Origin of the sequence: Flagellimonas olearia (assembly GCF_004150225.1) — a bacterium.
Taxonomy (GTDB): Bacteria; Bacteroidota; Bacteroidia; order Flavobacteriales; family Flavobacteriaceae; genus Flagellimonas; species Flagellimonas olearia.
On record NZ_ML142917.1, the window covers coordinates 57,348 to 64,951 of the forward strand.

6 protein-coding genes are annotated in these 7,604 nt (G+C 43.4%); 5 read left to right on the forward strand and 1 reads right to left on the reverse strand.

Features of this window, described 5'->3' with window-relative positions:
• Positions 1-6 precede the first annotated feature (6 nt).
• The 4 genes from DN53_RS17755 to DN53_RS17770 all read left to right on the forward strand — a co-directional run bounded on the left by DN53_RS17755 (position 7) and on the right by DN53_RS17770 (position 2,313).
• Entirely contained in the window at positions 7-858 is an 852-nt protein-coding gene (locus DN53_RS17755; RefSeq protein ID WP_129656257.1) for a universal stress protein, read from the forward strand.
• A gap of 12 nt (positions 859-870) precedes the next feature.
• Entirely contained in the window at positions 871-1,287 is a 417-nt protein-coding gene (locus DN53_RS17760; RefSeq protein ID WP_129656258.1) for a hypothetical protein, read from the forward strand.
• Positions 1,288-1,375: 88 nt separating this feature from the next.
• A complete protein-coding gene (locus DN53_RS17765) occupies positions 1,376-1,780 on the forward strand; it encodes a hypothetical protein (protein ID WP_129656259.1) in 405 nt (134 codons plus the stop codon).
• Between the two features lie 89 nt (positions 1,781-1,869).
• Positions 1,870-2,313, forward strand: a complete 444-nt coding sequence (locus DN53_RS17770; protein ID WP_129656260.1) for a hypothetical protein — start codon at positions 1,870-1,872, stop codon at positions 2,311-2,313.
• A 39-nt stretch (positions 2,314-2,352) separates the two neighbouring features.
• Here DN53_RS17770 and cls read toward each other — a convergent pair whose 3' ends face one another.
• Positions 2,353-3,729, reverse strand: coding sequence for a cardiolipin synthase (gene cls / locus DN53_RS17775; protein WP_242502247.1), 1,377 nt, complete (start codon positions 3,727-3,729; stop codon positions 2,353-2,355).
• Between the two features lie 450 nt (positions 3,730-4,179).
• Between cls and DN53_RS17780 the strand changes: the two genes are divergently transcribed.
• The coding region (locus tag DN53_RS17780) for a DUF8202 domain-containing protein (protein WP_207211147.1) at positions 4,180-7,604 on the forward strand (3,425 nt) is incomplete at its 3' end.

The window sequence follows — 7,604 nt, forward strand, 5'->3', positions numbered from 1 at the left end:
ACAGCCATGGACAAAAGAGTCTTGTTGCCTACCGATTATTCAAAAAATGCATTGAACGCCATTAGATATGCGTTGGACCTGTATAAAAATGTACAGTGCGATTTTTATATCCTGAACGCTTTTCAGGCTTCGGGTTATACCTTGGACAGTATGATGGTCCCTGAACCCGGGGAGCGTTTGTACGATTTGGCCAAGGAAGCGTCGGAAGCAGGAATGGAACGACTTATGGGGATGATCAAACTCCATCCGGAAAACCCAAAACATCGGTTCCATTACATTTCCACCTTCAATAGTTTGGTGGAAGCCATCAAGAATGAGATAGCGAAGAAAGATATCGATGTAATTGTTATGGGAACCAAAGGCCTTACCGAATCAAAAGCACGGATTTTTGGGACCAATACGGTATCTGTAATGGAAAGTATTAAACAATGTCCGGTAATCGCAGTGCCCAGTGATTATATGTATGTTCCTCCCAAGGAAATTGCCTTTCCTACGGATTACAAGACAGACTTTAAAAAATCTGAAATGGCCCAGTTGGTGGAAATTGCAAAGCTGCACGGATCAAAAATAAATGTGGTCCATATTGATAAGGACAAGGATGGCAAACTGAGCAAACAAGAGGAAACCCATAAACGGTTGTTACAAGATATTATGGAAGGGTTGGATTATGAGCTACACTTTTTATCTGCCGTAAAAGTGAGTAAGGGCATCAACCTTTTCATCGAGAGTACAAATTGCAATATGTTTGCCTTTATGAACAGGAAACATTTGTTTTTTGGAAGCATCTTGTCCAACCCGTTGGTCAAGGAAATAGGGTACGACCCCAAAATACCCATTTTGGAACTGAATGATAATTGAAAAAATGAAAGTATGAGACAGATAGGAATTTGGATGGATAAAAAAGAGGCCTTGGGCGTAGTATATGAGGATGGAAAGGAAAGTGAATTTTCCATTGCTTCGGAAATGGATTTTTACAACCCCAAGGGTGGGTCGCGGTCCAAGACCAAATGGGGACCCCAAGATGTGGTACAGGACAGCAAATACTTGGAGGCGGAAAAGCATCAAATGAAACGTTATTTTCAAAAAATCATCGATGAGGTGCAAGGTGTTGACCAATTGGTATTGTATGGTCCTGCAGAAGCTTCCGGGAAGTTTTTAAAAGAATTGGAAGAGAACCATGTACAATTGGCCAATAAGGTGAAAGCTTTGGAAAAAGCAGATAGCATGACGAGCAACCAGTTCAAGGCCACGGTTCGGGAATTCTTCAAGATAGATGCTCCACTGTAAATTGCCTTAACTTATTGATGAAAAGTGATTTGGGTCATTGTGGGGTAGGGGTTTACGATTTAAATTGACATAATAAATAGAAAAGGTCATGGGCAGCGAAAATAAAATGGAAGACTTTCGTTATGAGCTTCAAAGATGGAAATCTTATTTCCAGTTCATTGATGATGAGGTATCCTTTATTGAAAAATTGCTGAACTCCTATATTTTTGAGCCTACCACACCAAATTTGTTTGAACGCTTGGAACAGTTCAAGCAAGAGTTCTCAAAATCAAAGAAAAAAAAGCAGCAGCTTCAAAAAAGGATTCTGGAGCAAGAAAGACATTTAGGAGGCATTTTGGAGTGTGATTCCAAGATGGATGACAAGGGCTACTGTAAGAAGCATGAACGGTTACGAAACGAGGTTGGACAGTATTTTGGAGACTACCAAAAAATCAAGGCCGAGGTATACGATTATGCGGGATTGGTATTGAAAAGAAGAAAGCCCGTAGATTGATGATTGCAATCCAAAGCATGGGTTGTTACTACAAAACACGATGAAATAATGAGTCAAGCATAAACTGTTTGATACGGAAAACAAAAGCTATGAAATCCAAAACCAGTAAAGGAACCTTTAGGGAGTGGTTCAGTGCAGAGGAACTGCACCAAGAATCCAAGAAGTGGTGTTCTGAGCTGAAATTTGCCAGGGACGAACAAAAATTCTTGAACCATATGATTAAGGATTATACCATGGATATTTTGGATTCCGATATGTTCAATACCGTACAACCTGTTGTTACATCTTTGGACAAGTTGGAATCCGATCTTGTGCAGCTATTCAAAAAAGTGCAGTTGCATGAGAATCAGTTGCAGATCATGGTGGATGATGTGGACCAAAGTAAAATGGAAAACGCGTATTTGGATACGCACTCGGAGTTGGTCAAGGAAATGGCGGACTATTTCTCAAAATACCGCGAATCCAAGAACAAGATTTTTACCATGGTATCCAAGGTTATCAAAAAGAAGAAACAGAAAAGACTTTTGAACTAGACAGCCGGGAGTCTGATTTATTGTTCGAATCTATTTTAACTATAAAATAGGACTCAAGAGTTTGGCCATGCCCTCTATCAATTTATTGATCCAAGGACGATTGCGGAAAGCTTGATAATCGTCCAGCATGATTGATTTGGAGCAATCCTTGAGAAAATCGTCTTTCATCTGCTGGCATAGTGCAGCGTCATAGACAATGGCATTGGCCTCGTAGTTTTGCTGTAAGCTACGGTTGTCCAAGTTGGCGGTTCCTATACTTGCAATTTTGTCATCGCAGAGCATGACCTTGCTATGAAGGAAACCATCCGGATGCAGATATACCTTGATGCCAGACTTTAGATATGATTCAAAGTAGGAGCGGACGCACCAATCCACCAATTTCATGTCAGTAGTGGAGGACATCAACAGTCTTACATCGACCCCGCTTAAGGCAGCGGTTTGCATGCTTTGGAGGATGGCATGATTAGGGATTACATAAGGGTTTATGATATAGACATAGTTCTCAGCATTGTTCATGATGGAGAAATACGCTTGCTCTATAGCCGCGAAATCATCATCCGGTCCGCTTGGAACTATTTGCATGGAGGATCCCTTTTTCTTCGTTTTGTGGATGGTATATGATGAGGTATCCACTTTTTTATTGCTGGCCAAATACCAATCAGAGATAAAAAGCCCGTTCAAATAATCCACGGCCTCCCCCTCGATTCTTAAATGTGTATCATGCCATTTGCCCAATTGGGGGTCTCCCTTAAGATATTTGTCCGAAATGTTGATACCCCCGGTAAAGCCAACCTTGTTATCAATAACAATGATTTTCCTATGGTTTCTATAGTTCAAGGAGGACAGAAATTTGCCAAATCGGAACGGGAGAAACTGAGCGACCTCGACCTTGCATTTTCGAAGTCTGTTGAGATATTGTTTGCTCAAGGAGTAACTTCCGATACCATCGTACAGGACCCTCACAGTAACGTTTTCCGCTACTTTTCGTTCAAATATTTCCAGTAGCTTTTCCGCCAAGATTCCATCCTCATAGATGTAATATTGCAAATGGATATGCTCCTTGGCACTTTCCAAGGTCTCAAAAATGCTTTCAAAGGTGTTCTTGCCATCTTTTAGGAGGGTAAGCTCATTATGGTCGGTAACTGGGCACTTTGAAGTCCTGTAGATGAGTTTGGAGATTTTTCTGTTGTATTCGGAGATATTGACCTTGTCAGTACCCTCTTGAAGATGCTTTCTGGCTTCAGCATGATTATTTTGGGAGAACAACTTACTTTTTCTTCGATTTCTACCCAGTAAAAGATAGAGTAACACCCCTCCAACCGGTATGGTGAAGATGGCCAAGAGCCAAGCCAATGTTTTGCTGGGGCGCACCCCATTGAGAAGCAGGCTCACTACAATTACTAGTCCAATGACCATGTAGACAGTTATGAGTATGGTCACTACCATGGTATTATCAAAAATCTCCAAACTATTTCAAATATAGAGTGCTTGCGGACCCATTTTTATGGGCAAGGCAAATGGTACTTCACGAAAATAGGATATTGTAGGTGAAAATAAGCCGATTTCTCTTTCGGATACATGATGCGGATCAGTCCTAACATTTTATATGGGCATTACCCTAGGAAAGCCCATGACTCTGTTTGCTAGTTTGTTGTAAATCATAAAAAAACATGCATTTCATCGATGACACCCTACTTTAATCAACAATTTCATACACTGGATTAGTCTAATACACAACATTTTGTAAGAATATATATATGAAAATCTTCATATTCGACCTTCAAAAAACAACCAGATACCTTGGTCGATATCATGAAAAACCAACCTCAACCAACCTTTAAAGCAATCAAACCCATATTACTTTTTTTGGCTTTTTGGACACTAGGTTCCCTAGGCCTTTTTGCACAAACCGACCCCAATGGAACGGTAAATGATGATTCTGGGCCCAGTACGCTAATCACCGATCTCAATGCCAATTTAAGGCTTTGGTTGGATGCCACGGATAAATCCACCTTGTATACCACACCGACCGTGGTGGCGGGCCAGAGCATTTCTGAACTGGAAACCAACAATCCGGGCACCGACTATTCCGGCACGGAAATCCAGTTGTGGCTGGATAAATCAAGCTACCATTCCAATGTGGACAACACGGTAAACAGCGCTTTTCCGGAATACGTTTCGGATGGTGGGACAACCAATAACAACCTGCCCACCCTGGAGTTCAGCAAATCAACGTCCGATCACTTGATGATAGACCTGCCCGTTACGGATTCGGGCAATGGGGAGCAATGGACCAGTGATTATTCGGTCTTCATTGTTTTTGAACAATTACAGGATGGGGGAGTGGATGATGCCTTCTTTTCCAATGGGAACACCTTTGCGGATGACAACCACTTTCAAATCAGTGTTTCCGCAGCGACCGGTAACGATTTTGTTTTTAAGTCGAACAATGGAACTCCCGATGTGAAGTATCTGGATTTTGAGACCGAAAAGCAAAACGAGCTTAAACTGTACTCCCTACGCGCGAGCAGTTTGAGTGGAGTCGAGGCCTTGGTAGATGGTGTCCGCACAGATTCTGATGCCTCTTTTACCAATGTAGGACGCAGTTTTACCAGCTATAAAATCAACAAGAACCGAAACAACAATAGGTTCAACGACTCCCGCATAACCGAGGTCATTATTTACGACAGACGATTGAGTGATTGCGAATTGGATGAGGTAAACAAATATTTGGGCAACAAGTATGGAAAGGACTTTTCATCTTCATTTGGGGCTTTGTTTGATACCGACACCGATACCAACTTCAACAATGCCGTGGTAGGAATCGGGCTCAAAGAAGACATTTGCGGGGGAACCGAAGATAAAAGAAATACGGCCACAAGCAATGGAATGACCTTAACGGTTGATGATGCCGACAATACCGTGAACAGAAACTACATTGCGTTTTCAGACAACAATGGTAGCGAGACCACCAACGATAATGCACCAACCGATACCAACTTGAAAAGGTTGGACAAGGTTTGGATGCTCCAAGAATTTGGAAATGAAGCTTTGGGGGACCAGGCCTTGGACTTTGAGTTTGACATTCCGTCCATATGGAGCCATTTGGCTGAAGAATCCTTTGCCATTTTGGTAGACGGGGATGGAGACTTCTCAAATGCAGAACCCATGGCAGGAGGTACGGTCAATGCGGGCAAAGTCAAATTCTCAGATATTACCCTGGGTACGGATACTTCCTTGAATTTAGATATTACCACACCGGTTTACATTGCCTTGGCCATTCAAACCGGTCCTGGAGGACTAGCCACCAATCTACAAGGGTGGTGGAAAGCGGATGGACAAGTCTACTCGGATGCCGGGACCACTTCGGCCACAAATGCCGATCCCATTTACCAATGGAGTGATTTTAGTATGAATGGAAACGATTTCATACAGAGTGATTCAGGTAAACGTCCCATATTTAGTGAAGCCACCTTGAACTTTAACCCCCAGGCCACCTTTGATGGGAGCAATGGTACCTTTATGGAAGGTTCGGGCACTTCGGGGCTTCCCAGTGGAAATAGCGCCCGTTTTATGCGGGTGGTCGCAACAACCACAGCTGCCTTTACAGGGAACCATGTACCCTTTGCACATGGAGGTGCCACACAGAACGAAGCCCACTTGATAGCAGGTTCGGTAAACAGCAATGGACTGATATATAGTTCTTGGGAACCAGTAAACGATATAACAAGCACTAATTTTTGGACACAAGACCATCCCAACATTATTGGAGGCGCTTTTGATGGTGCCTCCTCAACCTATCTGCAGGCCAACGGAACCACCCTGGTCACGGATAACGATGGGACACCCCCAACTTGGAGTACGGTCAATTTCTTTCTTCGGATTGGGGCGGATGTCGAATTCTCGCCAGGAGAGTTCTGGACAGGACATATTGCAGAGGTAATGGTCTATGATACTTATCCCTCAGCCGCTGAACAACAACAAGTGGATAGTTATTTGGCTCTAAAATATGGTATTACTCTTGACCAAAGCATAGCAACGGATTATGTGGCAACGGATGGAACGGTTGTTTGGGATGGAACGGTCAATGCCAGTTACAACACGGATATTTTTGGTATTGGTCAAGATGACGCATCTGGTTTGAATCAAAAAATATCACAATCTGTACATAATGAAAACGGCCCCATATTGGCCACTACGCAAGATTTTACAAATTCAAATGTAAATGGGAGCAGAACGGCACTTAGTGAAGGCAACTTTATGATCATGGGCCATAATAATGCTTCCCAAAACTCATTCACTTCCAGTTTTGATGGAGGGACCAATAATCGCTTGAACCGTGTTTGGAAGGTAGAGGAGACCGGTACGGTGAATGCAGTGTTCATAGCCATACCCAAATCTGCCATTACCTTTCCTGCGGGTATTCCCAATATTGTGGTTTCAGGGGATGAAACCTTTGATACAACGGATACTTTGGTGGAATTGAACGATGACGGAACCTACTATTGGGCTTCCATAAATCCTAGTGATGGAGATTATGTAACCTTTGCAAGTCCCACCCCCGATTTTACAATCGACCAAACGTCTTTGACTTTTGATGAAAATGCTGGTTCGAGTACGTTCATTGTTGTTTTGGATGTTAAACCAGCTACTGATGTAGTTCTGGATATTACCAGTGACGACACCGATGAGGCCACCGTGGACAAGTCACAACTGACCTTCACATCTGCGGATTGGGACACGCCCCAGACCGTGACCGTGACCGGGGTGAATGATGATATTGACCGCAACGATTCGGCAACCATTACCATTGCTGTGAACGATGCCGCTTCGGATGACTCGTTCGATGCCCTTGCGGACAAGACCGTGGCCATCACCCTTACCGATGACGATACAGCTAATTTTACGGTAAGTGAAACCACTTTGACCTTAGATGAAAACGCAGGAGCCGATATCTTCACCGTAGTACTCGATACAGAACCTACAAGCGATGTGGTGTTCAATATCTCCAGTGACGACACCGATGAGGCCACCGTGGACAAGGCTCAGTTGACCTTTACATCTGCTGATTGGGACACCCCCCAGACCGTTACCGTGACGGGGGTTGATGATGATATTGACCGCAACGACTCCGCCACTATCACCATTTCCGTGAACGATGCTGCTTCGGATGATACTTTTGATGCCCTTGCGGACAAGACCGTGGCCATTACCCTTACCGATAATGATACAGCGAATTTCACCGTAAGTGAAACTGCATTGACCGTGGATGAAAACGCAGGGACCGATAC